The 15,974-nt window shown below is 64.3% G+C and carries 15 protein-coding genes, 1 tRNA gene and 1 pseudogene; 13 read left to right on the plus strand and 4 right to left on the minus strand.

Going from position 1 to position 15,974, the window contains the following annotated elements; genetic code table 11:
* The 5 genes from Q1V43_RS07710 to Q1V43_RS07730 form a co-directional block, all read left to right on the plus strand.
* Window positions 1-156, plus strand: a 156-nt coding sequence (locus Q1V43_RS07710; protein WP_300516153.1) for a DUF3576 domain-containing protein, incomplete at its 5' end; no start/stop codon positions are given.
* 88 nt (window positions 157-244) lie between these two features.
* Complete coding sequence (leuS, locus tag Q1V43_RS07715; protein WP_300516117.1) at window positions 245-2,812, plus strand: leucine--tRNA ligase; 2,568 nt, start codon at window positions 245-247, stop codon at window positions 2,810-2,812.
* A gap of 64 nt (window positions 2,813-2,876) precedes the next feature.
* Window positions 2,877-3,296 carry an LPS assembly lipoprotein LptE gene (gene lptE / locus Q1V43_RS07720; RefSeq protein WP_300516120.1) on the plus strand — a complete coding sequence of 140 codons (420 nt, stop codon included), beginning with the start codon at window positions 2,877-2,879 and terminating at the stop codon, window positions 3,294-3,296.
* A complete protein-coding gene (holA, locus tag Q1V43_RS07725; RefSeq protein WP_300516122.1) occupies window positions 3,293-4,318 on the plus strand; it encodes a DNA polymerase III subunit delta in 1,026 nt (341 codons plus the stop codon). Before lptE ends, holA begins: the two co-directional genes overlap by 4 nt.
* The gene (locus Q1V43_RS07730) at window positions 4,315-4,905 is read left to right on the plus strand and encodes a glutathione S-transferase family protein (RefSeq protein ID WP_300516125.1); all 591 of its coding nucleotides are present in this window, start codon (window positions 4,315-4,317) and stop codon (window positions 4,903-4,905) included. Before holA ends, Q1V43_RS07730 begins: the two co-directional genes overlap by 4 nt.
* Window positions 4,906-4,941: 36 nt before the next feature.
* Here the strand turns inward: Q1V43_RS07730 and Q1V43_RS07735 are convergent, their stop codons facing one another.
* Entirely contained in the window at window positions 4,942-6,156 is a 1,215-nt protein-coding gene (locus Q1V43_RS07735; protein ID WP_300516127.1) for a TIGR03862 family flavoprotein, read from the minus strand.
* Entirely contained in the window at window positions 6,153-7,481 is a 1,329-nt protein-coding gene (locus Q1V43_RS07740; protein WP_300516129.1) for a mechanosensitive ion channel domain-containing protein, read from the minus strand. Before Q1V43_RS07740 ends, Q1V43_RS07735 begins: the two co-directional genes overlap by 4 nt.
* A 45-nt stretch (window positions 7,482-7,526) precedes the next feature.
* On the opposite strand from Q1V43_RS07740, the gene Q1V43_RS07745 reads away from it, so the two are divergent.
* Window positions 7,527-7,847, plus strand: a complete 321-nt coding sequence (locus tag Q1V43_RS07745; protein ID WP_300516132.1) for an HNH endonuclease — start codon at window positions 7,527-7,529, stop codon at window positions 7,845-7,847.
* Window positions 7,848-7,861: 14 nt separating this feature from the next.
* On the opposite strand, the gene Q1V43_RS07750 is transcribed toward Q1V43_RS07745, so the two are convergent.
* Window positions 7,862-8,479, minus strand: coding sequence for an enoyl-CoA hydratase/isomerase family protein (locus Q1V43_RS07750; RefSeq protein WP_300516135.1), 618 nt, complete (start codon window positions 8,477-8,479; stop codon window positions 7,862-7,864).
* A complete protein-coding gene (locus tag Q1V43_RS07755) occupies window positions 8,476-9,228 on the minus strand; it encodes an SDR family oxidoreductase (RefSeq protein WP_300516138.1) in 753 nt (250 codons plus the stop codon). The genes Q1V43_RS07750 and Q1V43_RS07755 overlap by 4 nt, the downstream gene beginning before the upstream one ends.
* A gap of 124 nt (window positions 9,229-9,352) precedes the next feature.
* Here Q1V43_RS07755 and Q1V43_RS07760 point away from each other — a divergent pair, with 124 nt between their 5' ends.
* The 7 genes and pseudogenes from Q1V43_RS07760 (at window position 9,353) to Q1V43_RS07790 (ending at window position 15,924) form a co-directional block, all read left to right on the plus strand.
* On the plus strand, window positions 9,353-11,014 hold the full coding sequence (locus Q1V43_RS07760) for a DUF2125 domain-containing protein (protein WP_300516141.1): 1,662 nt from the start codon (window positions 9,353-9,355) through the stop codon (window positions 11,012-11,014).
* A 102-nt stretch (window positions 11,015-11,116) separates the two neighbouring features.
* The gene (locus Q1V43_RS07765; RefSeq protein WP_300516143.1) at window positions 11,117-12,463 is read left to right on the plus strand and encodes a TldD/PmbA family protein; all 1,347 of its coding nucleotides are present in this window, start codon (window positions 11,117-11,119) and stop codon (window positions 12,461-12,463) included.
* Window positions 12,456-13,238: a 3'(2'),5'-bisphosphate nucleotidase CysQ gene (locus Q1V43_RS07770; RefSeq protein WP_300516145.1), complete on the plus strand. Its 783-nt coding sequence runs from the start codon at window positions 12,456-12,458 to the stop codon at window positions 13,236-13,238. The genes Q1V43_RS07765 and Q1V43_RS07770 overlap by 8 nt, the downstream gene beginning before the upstream one ends.
* Before the next feature lie 153 nt (window positions 13,239-13,391).
* Window positions 13,392-14,432 carry a LacI family DNA-binding transcriptional regulator gene (locus tag Q1V43_RS07775; RefSeq protein ID WP_300516147.1) on the plus strand — a complete coding sequence of 347 codons (1,041 nt, stop codon included), beginning with the start codon at window positions 13,392-13,394 and terminating at the stop codon, window positions 14,430-14,432.
* A gap of 35 nt (window positions 14,433-14,467) precedes the next feature.
* Window positions 14,468-14,544, plus strand: a tRNA-Arg gene (locus Q1V43_RS07780).
* Between the two features lie 494 nt (window positions 14,545-15,038).
* Window positions 15,039-15,245 (plus strand): annotated as a pseudogene (locus Q1V43_RS07785) (integrase core domain-containing protein); the annotation flags it as partial.
* Between the two features lie 55 nt (window positions 15,246-15,300).
* On the plus strand, window positions 15,301-15,924 hold the full coding sequence (locus Q1V43_RS07790) for a tyrosine-type recombinase/integrase (RefSeq protein WP_300516150.1): 624 nt from the start codon (window positions 15,301-15,303) through the stop codon (window positions 15,922-15,924).
* The last annotated feature ends 50 nt before the right edge of the window (window positions 15,925-15,974 follow it).

The raw sequence follows: 15,974 nt of genomic DNA on the forward strand, positions 1-15,974 counted from the left end.
GTGCACATCACCGACCCGGCGCTTGACGCGCGCGCCCTGAACGTGGCGCTGATCACCCGCGGTGGCGGCCCGGCCAGCGGTGAAGCTACCCGCGCGATCGAGGACGCGATCCTGACCCGCGCGCGCCAGATGCGCATCGCCGACGGGAACCTCTAGACCCCGCCAACGCATGACAGTACACCAGCGCCGGGCCCCAAGAAATTGGCTGTGCCCGGCGTTTTCATATCCGAAGGACCGCAGACACATGTCCCGCTACGACGCAGCCAGCATCGAACCGAAATGGCAGGAAGCCTGGGAAAAGGCCGATGTCTTTACCGCCAGGCGTGAAGGCGACAAGCCCAAGTACTATGTGCTCGAGATGTTCCCCTATCCCTCGGGCAAGCTGCACATGGGCCATGTGCGCAACTACACGATGGGCGACGTGATCGCGCGCTACAAGATGTCGACCGGTCACAACGTGCTGCACCCGATGGGGTTCGACGCCTTCGGCATGCCGGCGGAAAACGCGGCAATGGCCTCGGGCGGGCACCCCAAGGACTGGACTTACGGTAATATCGACACGATGGTCGACCAGATGAAACCGCTGGGCCTGTCGCTGGACTGGTCGCGCATGTTCGCCACCTGCGACACCGAATATTACGGCCAGCAGCAGCGCCTGTTCCTGGACATGTGGAAAGCCGGGCTGATCTATCGCAAGAACGCCGTGGTCAACTGGGATCCGGTCGACATGACCGTGCTGGCCAACGAACAGGTGATCGACGGCAAGGGCTGGCGGTCCGGCGCCGAGGTCGAGCGCCGCGAGCTGACGCAATGGTTCTTTAAAATCAGTGACATGTCCGGCGAACTGCTGGATGCTCTGGACGGGCTGGACAACTGGCCCGCCAAGGTCAAGCTGATGCAGGCCAACTGGATCGGCAAATCGCGCGGTCTGGAATTTGCCTTCGACCGCGTCGATGGCGGCGCGCCGATCACCGTCTATACCACCCGCCCCGACACGCTGATGGGCGCGAGCTTCGTTGGCATTTCCCCCGATCACCCGCTGACCAGGGAGCTGGAAGCGGGCAACCCCGCGCTGGCCAAGGCCGTCTCCGAGATGCGCAAGGGTGGCACAACCGAAGAGGCCATCGAGACCGCGCCGAAGCTGGGCCATGACACCGGTATCCGCGTGAAACACCCGCTGACCGGGGACGAGCTGCCGGTCTGGGTCGCGAACTTCATCCTGATGGGCTACGGCACCGGCGCGATCTTTGCCTGCCCGGCGCATGACCAGCGCGACCTGGATTTCTGCCGCAAATACGACCTGCCGGTGATCGACACGTTCTTCGACCTGGACGATCCCAAACCCGTGGAAAACGAAGCCTTCGTGCCGCCGAAGGAGCAGAAGGTGAAATGGGTGAACCATTTCGCCGGGCTGGACGAGGCCACCGGCCAGGAAGCGATCGACGCCACCATAACCTTTGCCGAGGAAAACGGCTGGGGCAAGGGTGTGGAAAAATTCCGTCTGCGCGACTGGGGTCTCAGCCGCCAGCGCTACTGGGGCTGCCCGATTCCCGTGGTGCATTGCGACACATGCGGCGTGGTCGGTGAAAAGCCCGGGAACCTGCCGGTCGAGCTGCCCTATGACGAGGATGGCAAGGCGATTGACTTCTCCATCCCCGGCAACCCGCTGGACCGTCACCCCTCATGGCGCAAGGCCACTTGCCCGAACTGCGGCGGGACAGCCACGCGTGAGACCGACACGATGGACACGTTCGTCGATTCGTCCTGGTACTTCGCCCGTTTCACCGCGCCGCGGGCGACCACGCCGACCGATCTGGACGAAGCCGGGTACTGGATGAATGTCGACCAGTATATCGGCGGTATCGAACACGCGATCCTGCACCTGCTCTATTCACGCTTCTTCGCCCGCGCGATGAACATCACCGGCCACCTGCCCGACACGGCCCGCGAGCCGTTCAATGCGCTGTTCACGCAAGGCATGGTGACTCACGCGATCTATGAAAACGCCGAGCGCAAGGACGAGAACGGGCGCGCCATCTATCACTACCCGGCCGAGGTCGAGGAGCGCGGCGGCCAGACGGTCGTGGCCGCGACCGGCGAGAAGGTGAACGTGATTCCCTCCGCCAAGATGTCGAAATCCAAGAACAACGTGGTGGACCCGGTTGACATTATCACCAGCTTCGGCGCGGACACCGCACGCTGGTTCGTCCTGTCCGACAGCCCGCCCGAGCGCGACGTGGAATGGACTGCCTCGGGCGCGGAAGCCGCCGCCAAGCACCTGTCGCGTGTGCACCGCGTGGTGTCCGAGATCGCGTCCAATGACGGCGATGGTCAGGGCGACGAAGACCTGCTGCGCGAAATGCACAAGGCCATTCACGAGGTGACTGGCGGCGTGGAAAGCTTCGGCTTCAACGCGGCGATCGCCAAGCTCTACGCCTTTACCAACACGCTGCAGAAGTCCAAGGCCGGCAATGCCGCCAAACGCGAGGCCGCCAAGGTTCTGGCACAGCTGATGTCGCCGATGACCCCGCACCTGTCCGAGGAACTGTGGCAACTTCTGGACGGCGAGGGCCTGGTGGTAAACGCCCCCTGGCCTGTCGCCGACGAGGCCATGCTGGTCGAGGCAACGGTCACTTTGCCGATCCAGATCAACGGCAAACGCCGGGCTGAAATCAGCGTGCCCAAGGACATGGCCAAGGATGAGGTTGAAAAGCGCGCCCTAGCGACCGATGCTGTGCAGAAGGCGCTTGGAGGCAATGCGCCGAAGAAAGTCATCGTGGTCCCGGGTCGCATTATCAATGTCGTGGTCTAAACGCTCGTTCATCCTGTCTGCCCTGAGCGGCTCTCTTTTGCTGGCGGCCTGCGGATTCACACCCGTGTACGGACCGGGCGGTTCGGCCGAAGGGCTGCGCGGCGCGATCGAGGTGGCCGCACCCGAAAATCGCGACGCCTTTGAGCTGGTGAAACGACTGGACGAGCGCCTCGCCACGCAACCCGGCGCGCGCTATGCGCTTGGCTACAAGATCACGGTGCGCGAAGAGGCGTTGGGCGTGACCCCCGACCAGGTGATCCGCCGGGTCCAACTGCGCGGGGCGGTCGCCTATACCGTGACTGACACGACGACTGGACAGGTCGTGGATACCGGTTCGGTATCGACGTTCACCTCCTACTCGACCGAGGGCTCGACCGTATCGACTTCCGCGGTCGAGGATGACGCGCGCCGCCGCCTCATGGCAGGGCTGGCCGACCAGATCGCCACCCGTCTCGTGGCCAGTGCCGCGGACTGGCTGGCATGAAGCTCAGCCCGCGCGATGCCTCCCGCTATTTCTCCAAACCCGAGGCGCATCGCACGGGTGCCCTGATCTTCGGCGCCGATGCCATGCGCGTGGCGCTGAAGCGCCAGGAACTGATCGAGAACCTGATCGGCCCCCAGGGCGAAGAGGAAATGCGCCTCACGCGGATCCCGGCCAGTGAGTTGCGCAAGGATCCCGCGATGCTGTCCGACGCGATCAAGGCGCAGGGCTTCTTTCCCGGCCCGCGCGTCGCTTTCGTCGAAGAGGCGACCGAGGCGGTAGCGAAACAGATCCTGCCCGCGCTGGAGGACTGGCAGGAGGGCGACGCCCAGGTGGTCATTACCGCAGGCAACCTCAAACCGACCTCATCGCTGCGCAAGTTCTTCGAAAGGCACCCCAATGCCTATGCGGCGGGCATTTATGATGATCCACCCTCGCGCGATGAAATTCAGGCCGAACTGGCCCGCGCGGGGCTGACCCGGATCGACCCGGAAGCGATGAACGACCTCACCGGCCTGTCGCGCACGCTGGACCCGGGGGATTTCCGGCAAACCCTTGAAAAAATTGCACTCTACAAGCTCTCCGACCCTTCGCCGCTGACCCCGGCGGATGTGGAGGCGATGGCGCCTGCCTCAACCGAGGCCGAGCTGGACGACCTCATCCACGTTGTGGCCGAGGGCCGCGCGGGCGAGATCGGGCCACTTCTGGCCAGGCTCGCCGCCCAGGGCACGCAACCGGTCGGCCTCTGCATCGGCACCACGCGACATTTTCGCAACCTCTTTGCTGCCTGCACCGACCCTTCCGGCCCCGCCCAGGGCATCCAACGCCTTCGCCCGCCGGTGCATTTCAAATCCCGCGATCGCATGGTGCGGCAGGCCCAGGCCTGGGGCCCCCCGAAGCTGGAAAAAGCGTTGGAGCTGCTGATCGAAACCGACCTGGCCTTGCGCAGTTCCGGGAAGGCCCCTCAAATGGCCTTGATGGAACGGGCGCTCATTCGCCTGGCCATGATGGGAGGGAAACGATGAACTATACCCTGATCGGCACCAAGACCACGCGCAGCTTCCGTGTTCTCTGGGCATTGGAAGAGCTGGGGCTGACGTATACCCACCTGCCCGAACGCCCCCACAGCGACACGGTGCGCGGCCACAACCTGCCGGGCAAGGTTCCGGTCTTTCTGGTTGATGATGTGGCCCTGACCGATTCGACCGCGATCCTGCACTACCTGGCCGACAAGCACGGTGGCATCACCTACCCGGCCGGCACGCTGGATCGCGCGCGTCAGGATGGCATGACCCATTTCGTTCTGGACGAGCTCGACGCCGTGCTCTGGACCGCCGCGCGGCACAGCTTCATCCTGCCCGAGGACAAGCGCGTACCTGCGGTGAAAGACAGTTTGAGATGGGAATTCAGCCGCTCGGTCGATGAGCTCATGCGCCGAAAGGGCGATGCGCCATTCGTGGCGGGCGACAGGTTCACCGTGGCCGACATCATCGCCACCCACTGCGCCAACTGGGCGCTGTCGGCAAGGTTCCCGTCGGACAACCCGGCGTTCGCCGCCTATTGCAAACAGATGCGCAGCCGCGACGCCTTCGGACGCGCCAAGGCCGCCTGAGCTTTGATCTTTCCTCGAATATCCCGGGGGGGATCGTCATTGGCGCGCCATTGGTCCGAGCGACAACGGCGACGGGGCTGGCCCCCCGGCTTCCGCAGCGAAGCACGCCGCCGCGCGCCCGGCATGTCGCCCGGTCGCCAGGCAGGCGGTAAGCAGATAGCCCCCGGTCGGCGCCTCCCAGTCCAGCATCTCGCCGGCCACGAATACCCCGGGCAGGTCGCGCAGCATCAACCCATCGTCCAGAGCGTCAAACCGCACCCCGCCTGCGGTCGAAATTGCCTCGTCCATCGGACGCAGCCCCGCGTGGCGCACCGGAAGCGCCTTGATCAACCCGGCCAGATCCCCGGGAAACGGTCGCCCGAATTCATTCAGCAGCGCCAGCCGCGCCGGGTCCAGCCTCAACGCCTTGCGCAGGTGATTGGCAAGCGACGCCTTGCCGCGTTTCGCCAGACGCATGCGTATGTCATCGACGGTAAGGTCGGGGCAAAGATCCAGCGTCAGATCCGCCCCGTCGCGCACATCGGCACAGATCGCGTAGATCGCGGATCCTTCCAGCCCGCGCGCGGAAATGACGAACTCACCACGCACGATCCGCTCGCCCGCGCGCAGGGACACCGCTTTGACCGGCGCTCCGAAATGGCGGTCCATGTGATCGGACCAATCCACGACCAACCCGGCATTGGCCGGTTTGAACGGCGCAAGCGCCACGCCCCTGTCCGCCAGCCAAGTCGCCCAGGCCCCATCCGAACCCAGCCGCGCCCAGCTCGCCCCACCCAGGGCCAGGACCGTCACGTCAGGGCGCAACAATACGGCGCCGTCCGGCGTGTCGAACCGCAACGCATCGCGGTCCCAGCCAGTCCAGCGCCAGCGGGTTTTCAGCGCGACACCCAGCCGGTCCAGCCGACCGAGCCAGGCGCGCAGCAGCGGTGAGGCCTTCATCGCCTCGGGAAACACCCTCCCCGACGACCCGGTAAACACCGCCTGCCCCAGATCGCGCGCCCAATCCTGCACGGCTTGCGGGCAGAAACCCGCCACGATTTCGCGCAGCAGCGGGCGGGCGCCATAGTGGGTCAGGAAGGGCTCCAGCGGCTCGTCCTTGGTCAGGTTCAAGCCGCTCTTGCCCGCCATCAGGAACTTGCGCGCGGGGGAAGGCTTGGCCTCGGCCACGGTCACGGACAGGCCCGCCCGGGCCAGCTCTTCGGCCGCCGCCAGACCGGCCGGGCCTGCGCCGATGACCAGGGCCGTCTTCACCCTTCCTGAACGGGCTGTGCGCCCTTCCATTCGACCACGCGATGCGGGTAGGGGATTTCGATTTCGTTGGCCTTCAGCGCCTTCCAGACTTCCATCATGACCTTGGGCGTGAACTTGTTCTTGCCATCGTCAATCCCGTTCACCCAGAACTCCACCGCGAAATCGACGCCCGAGGAGCCGAAGGCACGCAGCTCGCAGTCCGGGGCCTTTTCGGCGGGTTCGGTCAGCACGAAATCAAGCTGCGCCACCGCCGCCTCGATGATCTTCGGCACCGCCTCGATATCGGTGTCATAGCTGACACTGAACGGCGCCTCGTACCGGTTGGCGCTGCCCGCGTCAGAATAGTTCACCACGCGGGTGGTGATGAAATGTTCGTTCGGCACGACGATCCAGCGCCCGTCGAAGGTTTCCAGGATCGCGGCTCGGGCGGTCATTTTGACGATCGTTCCGGCCTCCCCCCCGTCCAGTTCGACATAGTCGCCCACCGTGGCCTGCCCTTCGATCAGCAGGATCACGCCGGAGATGAAGTTCGCGGCGATCTGCTGCAATCCGAAGCCAAGCCCCACACCGATGGCCCCCCCCAGAACGGCGAGAGAGGTCAGGTTGACCCCCATGATGTTCATCAGGATCAGGAAGGCAGCGCCGAAGATGGCGATCTCGGCGGCCTTGGCGGCCAGTTCGCGCGTGGCAGGGCGCATGTCCTCCTGCTGTTTGATCGCGGCGGCGGTCTGGTCGTTGGACCAGCGCCCGAACCAGAAAATCACCCCGCCCAGCACCGCGAAACGCAGAGCGAAAAGCAGCGAGAAGCTCATGTTGCCCAGCGGCACGATGGTCTCGTCCAGTTGCCGAATCACCACGTCGAGGAAACCCAGCGCATAAAGCGCGGCCAGCGGCACCAGCACGTATTTTCCCAGAAGCTTCAGGAACGGTTCCGAGATGATCTCGCGCGCCAGGATGCGGGCGGCGAGGAACAGAAACACGCGTTTTCCGAAGGCAATGACCGCGCCGGAACCGAAGATCGAACGCGTGACCTGCTCACCCAACGCGGTAAAGCCATAGGCCAGGAGCGGCAGGGTCAGGGGCAGAAAGATCAGCACGAAAAGCCGCGCGCGCGACAGATATGTGCGCCTTTCCCCAGATGGGGTCAGCAGTCGGGTGATCAGCGGTGTCAGCTTGCGATGGGCATAGACCGCAGCCAGGTAGGCCACCAGCAGCAGCGCGAATTGCGACCATGCGGCGGGGGACAGAAGCCACTCCCTGGCGATCTCCCATCCCTGCTGGGCGTAACCCAGCGCTTGCGTAACGATTTCCGGTTGCCCGTCCATGGTTCACCCCTTGCACCAACTCACTGAACCTGACCACCCTGTGACATGGAACAGCATGGTGAAACAAGCCGGGGCATTCCCCGCTGCCCGCTCTGTGGCCGGGAAATCCCGCCCGATGTGCCGCAAAGCCGCCACCACCTCGTGCCCCGGCTGCGCGGCGGCAAGCGGGGCGAGACCGTCCTTTTGCACCAGATCTGCCACAATGAGATTCATGCAACCCTGAGCGAGACCGAACTGGCGCGCGACTTTTCCACCATCAGGATGCTTCAGGCGCATCCAAGGCTTGCTGCGTTCATCCGGTGGGTGGCGAAACGCCCCCCTTCCTTTCAGTCGCGCACCCCCGGGCCACGACGCAACAGAAGGTAACGTTGCGCACTGTCCTAGCCGCTCGGCACCAGCGCCTTGATCCCGGCCACATGGTCCGGCGTTGCAGACAGGGCATCGGCCGACAGGAGACGTGCGGTCTCCAGCAGCGCCTCGCTTTCAACCAACCGGTCCACCAGCCCCCAGGACAGGGCCTCGGGCGCTTCGATCTTCTGGCCCGCCATCAGGATCATCTTGGCCCGCGCGGGACCGACCACCGCTGCCAGGCGCGCGGGGTCCGAGGGTTGCGGCAGGAAACCCAGCTTCATCACCGGGTAGAAGAACCTGGCCCCGGAAACCGCGATCCGCAGGTCACAGGCCAGCGCCATGCCGAAAGCGCCCCCGGCCAGCGTACCATTGAGCGCGGCAATGGTCAGGCACGGCGCGGCAGCCAGGGCACCGGACAGGCGCTCCCACACCGGATCCGTGGCCAGACCCGCGCGGGCCTCGTCAAGGTCGGCGCCGGCAGAAAACACTTTCCCCGTACCGGTCAGCACCAGCACACGCGCTTCACCCGCCGCATCCCCGGCAATGTCCGCCAGTTCGGTCAGCATCGCGCGGGTCAGGGAATTGGCCTTGTCCGGACGGTTGATCGTCGCGATCCACAGGCCGTCCTCCTTGGTCAGCTCGATCATCCCCGCACCTGCGCGCGTGTGCGGATGACCTCATCGCGCAGCGAGATTTCCTCGCCCAGGAACTCGTCGGCGTCCGGGGTGCACATCCACAGAAGCGCCCGCGCGACCCATTCCGGCGGGATGTGTTCGGACCAGTCCAGCGCCGCCACCGGGTTCACGCCCGAGGCCTTGATCTCGCGCTGCATCTTGGTGGCCACGGTGCCGGGGCTCAGGCCCATGGCGCGAATACCCCGGCCCGCGGCTTCCTTGTGGGCACATTTGGTGAGCATGTGCACGGCCGCTTTCGAGGTGCAGTAGTGGCTCCAGCCTTCCAGCGCATTATGCGCCGCACCCGAGCTGATCGTCAGGATCGTGCCCCCCCTGCCTGCCATCAGCGGCATCACCGCGCGCAGGCCGTAATAGACACCCTTGGTATTGATATCGATCACCCGGCTCCACTCGGTCGGATCGCTCGTCATCAACGGGGCGATGGGTTCGATCACACCGGCGTTGTTGATCAACACGTCGACCCGCCCAAAACGTGCCACCGCCGCATCCACCGCCGCCTTGACGCTGTTCCAGTCGGCCACGTCACAAGGCACGGCCAGGGCTGTTTCACCGATCTCGGCGGCGATCGCCCCGATCTGCTGTGAGCCGCGCGCCAGCAGGACAACATTGGCCCCGGCCCCCGCGAAAATATGCGCCGCCGCCTCACCGATGCCCCGGCTGGCCCCGGTGATCAGAACCGTCTTGCCTGTCATGTCGATCATGTCGTGCTTCCTTCTCTTTCTTCAGACCTAACCCAGTGCCCAATTGGTTTCCACCCGATTTGGGGGTTGAACGGCACCGGCTTTGGCCCGACATTCAAAGAGAGTTTTTGCCAGAGGTGTTTTCATGAAACCCAAATACGCGTCCCTGTTCTCCTGTTCGGTCCTGGCCCTGGCCAGTGCCGGCTCCACTGCCTTCGCCGAGATCACCAGCCAGCAGGTCTGGGACAAGATGCGCGGCTACTACGCGGCACAGGGGCTCGACATCAGCGCGACCGAGACACAAACCGGAGACGGTCTGATCCTGTCGAACCTGATGATGGCCGTTCCCGGCGAAGCACCGGGCGATCCGAATGTTACCATTTCAATCACCGACTGGACCCTGACCGACCAGGGCGACGGCACCGTCGCGATGAGCTGGGCCGAGCCGATGCTCATGACCGTGGACGTATCCGAATCCGCGGGCAGCGCCATGCCGGACGACAAGGACGGCGGCGCGACGATGAACGACGGCAACTCGGGTGGCAAGAAAGGCACCGAGGGCGGCGATGACGCGATGACCTCGGAAGACAAGATGCCGATGGCAACGGAAGCCGGCGGGGAACAAGTCGTGGCGGTGGTCTCGCTCGCACATGACAGCCCTTCCATGGTGATCTCGGGCGCGCCCGAGGACATGACCACAACCTACGGCGCCACCCGGGCGACCCTTGCGCTGGACAGCCTGACGGTCAATGGCCAGCCGGTCGGCGTGGCGCAATTCAACCTCGACATCGCCGATCTGCAAAGCGTCTCGCGCCTGGCGCAGGGGGACACCTATGCGATCGAGCAGACCAGCAGCTCCGGCGCGATCTCCTACAAGCTGTCGGTCGTTGATCCCGAAGAAGGGGTGAACATCCGGATGGAAGGCCAGATGGCGAGCCTCGAAGCCGCAATGGACACCACCCTGCCGCTGGAGATGGACCCGGTGGACATGGCGGCCAACATGGCAAAAGGCTTTGCCTTTGGCGGATCGCTGAAAACAGGGTCCAGCTCAAGCACGTTCAATATCCAGGCGGAGGGTGAAATCGTCAATGGCACGACCACCTCCGGCGGCTCGGACTTCGCGATGGAGCTGGGCCGTGATGGCATGCGGATCGACGCATTGGCTACGGGTATCGCCTACAACATCCAGGGCAGCCAGATCCCCTTGCCGATCAGCATCAATGCGGCCGAGTTCGGCATGGGGTTCGACATGCCAGTCAGCGCCAGTGACACGCCAGAGGACTTCGGGCTGCGCCTGCGGCTTGGCGAACTCGCGGTGGACGACATGATCTGGATGATGATCGACCCGACCGGCGGGCTGCCCCATGATCCGGCAACCCTGATCGTCGATCTCGCCGGTCAGGCGAACTGGCTGGTGGATATCATGGACCCGGCCAATGCCGATCTGCTGGAAAATGCCGACGAACCGCCGGTCCAGTTGCACGCACTGAACCTGAAGGCGCTGCAGGTGAAACTGGCAGGGGCCGAGCTGACCGGCACCGGCGATTTCACCTTCGACAATTCGGACCTGGAGACCTTCGACGGCGTGCCTGCCCCGGACGGCGCAATCGAGCTTACGCTGACCGGCGGCAACACCTTGCTGGACAAGCTGATCGACATGGGTCTGGTGCCCGCCGACGAGGCCACCGGTATCCGCATGATGATGGCGGTCTTTGCGCAGCAGGCCGAGGGGGAGGACTCGATGACCTCGCGGGTCGAAGTCAGTCCGAATGGGCAGATCACCGCCAACGGGCAGCGCCTGCAATAACCATCGAAACAGGAAACGGGGCGGCGGGTCATCGGGCCCGCCGTCTTGCATGAGGGCCCCCGGAGGGGTACCCCGGGGGAACCACAGCCACACGGGATCACCATGACCGCCAACCTCACTGCCTTGACCGAACAGCTCCTGGATGCCGCCCGCAAGGCCGGCGCCGATCAGGCCGATGCGCTCGCCGTACGTGGCACATCGGTGTCGATCGACGTGCTCAAGGGCAAGCTGGAACATGCCGAACGCTCCGAAGCGGTGGATATCGGGCTTCGGGTCATGCTGGGCCAGCGCCAGGCCTGTGTGTCGGCCTCGGATGTGTCCGCCGCAACGATCGGGACCATGGCCGAACGCGCAGTTGCCATGGCCCGCGAAGCCCCCGAAGATCCCTATATCGGCCTCGCCACGGCGGATCAGCTGGCCAGCTCCTGGGACGTGGAGGCGCTGGAACTGGCCGACCCTGCCGCCGAACCAGACCCCGCCGAACTGGAAGACCACGCCCGCCGTGCCGAGGCCGCCGCGCTGGCCGTCGAAGGTGTGAGTCAGGTGCAAAGCACCTCGACCGGCTATGGCGAGAACGCCATTCACCTTGCCACCTCGAACGGGTTTTCGGGCGGCTACGCGCGCACCTCGCGGTCGCTCTCGCTGGCGGCGATCAGCGGCGAAGGTGCCTCCATGGAACGCGACTGGGCCGGCGAAGGGCGCACCTTTCAGGCCGACCTGCCCAGCCCCGAAGAGATCGGGCGCGAAGCCGGTGAACGCACCGCGGCGCGGATCGGCGCGAAACAACCGCCCACCGGCGCCTTTCCGGTGCTGTTCGACGAGCGCATCTCGGGCTCCCTGATCGGTCATCTTCTGGGCGCTGCCAACGGATCCAGCATTGTGCGCGGCGCCTCCTGGCTGCGCGAGAAACTGGGCGAGCAGGTCCTGCCCGGCCATCTGTCGATCATCGAGAACCCGCACCGCGCCCGGATCGGCGGTTCGCGCCCCTTCGACGGCGAAGGCCTGCCCACCGCACGTCGCGCCATCGTGGAAAACGGCGTGTTGACCGGCTGGACCCTGGATCTGGCCACCGCGCGGCAACTGGGGCTGCAAAGCACAGCCAACGCCGCGCGCGGCACCAGCGCGCCACCCTCTCCTGCCACGACGAACGTGACCCTGACCCCGGGCGACGCCACGCGCGAGGATCTGCTGGCACAGATGGGCACCGGACTGTTGGTCACTTCGATGATCGGCTCGACCATCAACCCGACGACCGGGGACTATTCCCGCGGCGCCTCGGGTTTCTGGGTCGAAAACGGGGAAACCACCTACCCCGTCAACGAATGCACTATCGCGGGCAATCTTCTGGACATGCTCATGCGGATCACCCCGGCAAATGACGCCAAGGCGCACCATTCGCGCCAGGTGCCGTCCCTGCTGGTCGAAGGGATGACTTTGGCCGGTGCATGACGACGACCTGACACTGCTGGCCGAAGCCGCCAAGGAAGCGGGCGCCCTGGCCCGCCACCACTTCGAACGCGACCCCGAGGTGTGGGAAAAGGACGATGGCCAGGGCCCGGTTACAGAGGCCGACATCGCCGTGGACACGATGCTGCGCCGCAACCTGACCGAGGCGCGGCCGGGCTACGGCTGGCTGTCCGAAGAAACGGAGGATGGTCCCGCCCGTCTTTCCATGGACCGCTGTTTCATCGTCGACCCGATCGACGGCACCCGCGCCTTTATCGACGGCGCGCCACATTGGGCCCTGAGTCTGGCCGTCGCAACCCACGGCCGGGTGACAGCCGCCGCGATCTATCTGCCGATGCGCGACAAGCTCTACTGCGCGGCCAGGGGCATGGGGGCCACTTTGAACGGGTGGCGCCTGACCGCCTCAACCCGAACCGAGCTGACCGGTGCACAGGTGCTGGCGGCCAAACCCGCGCTTGAACCCTGGCGCTGGAAGGATGCCCGGGTTCCGAAGATGAAACGCAACTTCCGCTCATCCCTGGCCTACCGCCTGGCGCTCATCGGCGAAGGCAGGTTCGACGCCATGCTGACGCTTCGCCAGACCTGGGAATGGGACGTGGCCGCCGGGGGCCTGATCGTCGAAGAGGCCGGAGGACGCGTCACCGACCAGACCGGTGCGCCCCTGGTGTTCAACCGCAAAGACCCGCGCCTGCGGGGCGTTGTCGCAGGTGGCACCGTGCAACCGGACATCGTGGCGCGGCTACAGCCAATTCCATAATAAAAGGGGGACGGCTTTGGCCCACCGATCCCCCTTTTGCCGAATCCTTGCGGATCGGTGTGATGTTAGCGCAAACATATTGCTTTCTTCACCCTTGGACAAGGGCCAATTTAACGCTAACAAGTAAGGAACAAGAAAAGGAAAGTGATGCGCGTGACCGACCAAGCCCCCTCGCCCCCCCGCCGTCCTCTGACCCTCCGCGATGTTTCCGAAGCCTCCGGCGTCAGCGAAATGACCGTCAGCCGCGTGCTGCGCAACAGGGGGGACGTATCGGAGGCCACCCGCGAAAAGGTGCTGCACGCCGCGAAATCACTGGGCTACGTGCCCAACAAGATCGCCGGAGCCCTCGCCAGCCAACGGGTGAACCTGGTCGCCGTGATCATCCCGTCGCTGTCCAACATGGTCTTTCCCGAAGTCATGACCGGCATCTCCGAAGTGCTGGACGAAACCCCGCTGCAGCCGGTCGTCGGCGTGACCAACTACAGGCCCGAGCGTGAAGAAAAGGTTCTTTACGAGATGCTGTCCTGGCGCCCCTCCGGCGTGATCATCGCAGGGCTGGAACATTCCGAAGCCTCGAAGGCGATGCTGAAGGCCGCCGGCATCCCGGTGGTCGAGATCATGGATACAGACGGACAGGCGATCGATGCCACCGTGGGCATTTCCCACCGCCGCGCGGGCCGCAAGATGGCCAAGGCGATCCTGAAGGCCGGCTACCGCAACATCGGCTTCCTGGGCACCAAGATGCCGCTGGACCACCGCGCACGCAAACGGTTCGAAGGCTTTACCGAGGTGCTGGCCAAGGAAGGCGTCGAAATCATGGACCAGGAGTTCTACGAGGGCGGCTCGGCCCTGGCCAAGGGCCGCGAGATGACCGCTGCCATGCTGACCCGCAATCCCGAACTCGATTTCCTGTATTATTCAAATGACATGATTGGCGCAGGCGGTTTGCTGTATTGTCTTGAAAAAGGCATCGACGTGCCCGGTCAGCTGGGGCTGGCCGGTTTCAACGGCGTCGAGCTCCTGGACGGTCTGCCGCGCAAGCTCGCGACAATGGACGCCTGCCGCTCCGAGATCGGCCGCGCGGCCGCCCGGATCATCGCCACCCGCGCCGAGACCGAAGAGAGCAGCGGCGGCGGCGAACGCATCGAGCTCAGCCCCAAGATCGAACCAGGCGACACCCTCAAGCGCAGGTAGACAACATCTGCCCGGCACACTATGTCGGGCAAGACGGCCCCGTGGCTCAACTGGATAGAGCAGCCCCCTCCTAAGGGGCAGGTTACAGGTTCGAATCCTGTCGGGGTCGCCAAAATCACCTGAAAAATATGGCTTATTTACAGGGCTTTGTGCAGAAGCGTGCAGAAAGCCCCGAGAGCTTTCGTGCCGAATTCTGCTGAAACGGCGGAAATCTCGTACAAATCCTGTACAAAATTCGCACGTTTGTGCGGCTTTTTGGGGCCTTCTCATGAGCTGGCGCGTGGCGAATACATGCGCGGAACGAAAGTTCGGTAGCGCAACGCGCAAGCAGATCATCATGTTTCTGGCCGATATGGCGAGCGACGATGACTCAGGCATCTGGTGTTCTACCCGCAGCTTTCTGCGACAGCACAAGAGCCGGCTGACGATCTCGCCCTGGCTGATCACGGGGACGTTCTTGGCGGGGATCGTCTCGATGATGGCCGCGAACTTGCTTTGGACGCTGATACTGACCAGCTCGGAATTGACGGACTTGGGCCTGACGCGGATCGACAGGGAGGACGGCACTTGGCTGGTGCTGGACCCGACCAAGACGCGGCTGAGGACCTGCACGCCTGGGAGACCGGATCGGAGGCAAGGGCCGGCGTCGGCAAGTGGATCGAGTTCTACAACCGCAAGCGTCCGCACACCGCCCTTGGCGGCAAACCCCCAGCCGTGGTCTATTGGCTGAGAAATGACAAAACCCAACCCCCTAACGGTGATGCAAGCATCACCTGTCGGGCAACGGATCAGCAGAAGCAACGAGTAGCTTAAATCACGCCGGAACCTGTCGAAACATCGGGGAGTAGCTCAGACAGAGGTCGAGACGTTGGAGTACCTGTCCAACAAGAAACGGGCCATCTGGTTCCGGCAAGCGCTGATGATCGGGTTTCTGATTTCCCGTCCGGTGAGACGGCGGGCAGTGCTGGCAATGGAGGCTGAGGGCTATCTGACGGACTTACCCGACGCCATAAGCGTCACCTTTGAGAGCAAGGACATGAAGGACGGCAAGGATCGGTCGTTTCCTTTGCCGAAAGCCCTTGTCGAACCGATGAGGAACTATCTCGGTGTCCATCGCCCTCTTTTGCTGGCAGGTGGAACCAGCGTAGACCTGTGGATCAACCAGTATGGAGACCCGATAACGCCTGACGGGTTCAGCCGCGAACTGCCCAAGATTATGGAGCGCCACCTCGGGATCGCTATGCGACCGCACGCGTTTCGGTCGGTGGCAGCCACCTCCATCGCGGAATTCGACCCGGTGCACGTGAACATCATCCGCGACGTCTTGGGGCACGCGACCCTCGACATGGCAGAAAAACACTACAATCGCGCGAGCAGTCTTTCGGCCTGCAATGATTTGCAATCTCTCGTACAAAACATCCGCAAGTCACGCCGAAAAAAGAGAAGACCTCCGATGCGTTCGGCGGGTCTTGTTGCTCGAAGCACTAGGTAGTGGACTCATAAGCTCTGGTCCACAGTCTTGCTGAAGCGAGGGCGATTGCG

It is taken from the genome of Aliiroseovarius sp. (assembly GCF_030148435.1).
In the GTDB taxonomy this organism is placed as follows: Bacteria; Pseudomonadota; Alphaproteobacteria; order Rhodobacterales; family Rhodobacteraceae; genus JASBTN01.

Excerpts from the sequence above, each read along its gene's own strand:
- leuS (WP_300516117.1), top strand. The coding sequence starts at position 245 with ATGTCCCGCTACGACGCAGCCAGCATCGAACCGAAATGGCAGGAAGCC.
- holA (WP_300516122.1), top strand. The coding sequence starts at position 3,293 with ATGAAGCTCAGCCCGCGCGATGCCTCCCGCTATTTCTCCAAACCCGAG.
- Q1V43_RS07730 (WP_300516125.1), top strand. The coding sequence starts at position 4,315 with ATGAACTATACCCTGATCGGCACCAAGACCACGCGCAGCTTCCGTGTT.
- Q1V43_RS07740 (WP_300516129.1), bottom strand. The coding sequence starts at position 7,481 with ATGGACGGGCAACCGGAAATCGTTACGCAAGCGCTGGGTTACGCCCAG.
- Q1V43_RS07745 (WP_300516132.1), top strand. The coding sequence starts at position 7,527 with ATGGAACAGCATGGTGAAACAAGCCGGGGCATTCCCCGCTGCCCGCTC.
- Q1V43_RS07750 (WP_300516135.1), bottom strand. The coding sequence starts at position 8,479 with ATGATCGAGCTGACCAAGGAGGACGGCCTGTGGATCGCGACGATCAAC.
- Q1V43_RS07755 (WP_300516138.1), bottom strand. The coding sequence starts at position 9,228 with ATGATCGACATGACAGGCAAGACGGTTCTGATCACCGGGGCCAGCCGG.
- Q1V43_RS07760 (WP_300516141.1), top strand. The coding sequence starts at position 9,353 with ATGAAACCCAAATACGCGTCCCTGTTCTCCTGTTCGGTCCTGGCCCTG.
- Q1V43_RS07765 (WP_300516143.1), top strand. The coding sequence starts at position 11,117 with ATGACCGCCAACCTCACTGCCTTGACCGAACAGCTCCTGGATGCCGCC.